Source organism: Seonamhaeicola marinus, assembly GCF_008085455.1.
In genome coordinates this window covers 1-298 of the sequence record NZ_VSDQ01000484.1, presented here as the reverse complement: position 1 = coordinate 298, position 298 = coordinate 1, and the positions used below count along the sequence as shown (strand labels likewise).

Here is a 298-nt window from a genome sequence, read left to right as displayed (position 1 = left end):
AATATAAACAATAAAAAGCCTCGTAAATCGGGGCTTTTTTTTAATAAAAACACAAAGCACCTCACAATATATTAGCTAAAAATATTTAGGGCATTACCCACAAGGGGTCGGGCTTTCGGCAGTCGCTTTTTTGTGTTGCATAGGTGCAACAACACAAAAAGAGCTTCAACAAAAGCCTCAATCCCTAATGCAAAACCAAGCATAATTCTACACCAAAAATCGTATTTAGGTTTCCTTTCACTATTTTTGCAAACATATGGCACAAAATAAAACAGACATACGCGCTTTAACCAAAGAA

1 protein-coding gene is annotated in these 298 nt (G+C 35.6%); it reads right to left on the bottom strand.

The annotated features are described in order from the left end of the window. Positions 1–71: 71 nt before the first annotated feature. Positions 72–298 (bottom strand): hypothetical protein (locus FUA24_RS25430; protein WP_222861336.1); only part of this gene is annotated, 227 nt, incomplete at its 5' end.